This window comes from Streptomyces sp. DH12, assembly GCF_020873895.1.
Lineage (GTDB): Bacteria > Actinomycetota > Actinomycetes > Streptomycetales > Streptomycetaceae > Streptomyces.
Genome location: NZ_JAHWGT010000198.1, coordinates 1 through 817 on the forward strand (window position 1 = coordinate 1; position 817 = coordinate 817).

Here is an 817-nt window from a genome sequence, read left to right on the forward strand (position 1 = left end):
GTCTGCCGGTTCAGGTCGAGACGTCCGTGGTGAAGCCGAACAGCACCGGCGAGTCCCTGTCCGACCAGAGCTGCACCAAGACGTCTTACGTGCACAACACCACGGCGTGGCTGATCGGCCTGACGAAGGAACAGCGGACCACCGGCACCTCGTGCGCGGCGTACGACACTGCGGACCCCGCGACCAAGCTCGTCAAGGCGGTCCACAACAGCTACGACAACCTGTCCTACGGCGCCAGCCCGGCCAAGGGCCTGCTCACCTCGCAGGCCAGTGTCGACGGTGCCGGGACCTCCTACTCGGTCGTTACCAGCACGACGTACGACCCGCTGGGCCGCGTCCGCACGGTCACCAGTCCTGGGGTCGGCACGACCGAGACGCAGTACACGCCCGCGGACGCCGGCGGGCCGGTCACTGCCACCAAGGTGATCAATTCCAAGGGCCATGCCGTCACGACGACCTTCGACCCTGGTCGGAGCCTGGCGCTGACGATCACCGACGCCAACGCCCGGGTCACGCGCAACGAGTACGACGCCCTCGGGCGCCTGGTGAAGGGCTGGTCCCCGTCCCGCTCCTCCGGCAGCAAGTCACCCGATATGGAAATCTCGTACCAGCCGGCGATCGCCACCGCCGAGACGACCCGCCCCGCCGCCGTCACCACCAAGACCCTCAAGGACGACGGGACGTACAGCCGTCAGGTGGCGATCTACGACGGCCTGATGCGCCCCGTGCAGACACAGTCCGAGGCCCATGGCCCCGGCCGGGTCGTCACGGACACCCGGTACAACGACCACGGCCTGGTAGACGAGCAGTCCAGCGG

At 68.3% G+C, this 817-nt stretch carries 1 pseudogene; it reads left to right on the forward strand.

Annotated elements, in window-relative coordinates:
• A pseudogene (locus tag LPA54_RS33485) lies at positions 1-817 on the forward strand (hypothetical protein); the annotation flags it as partial.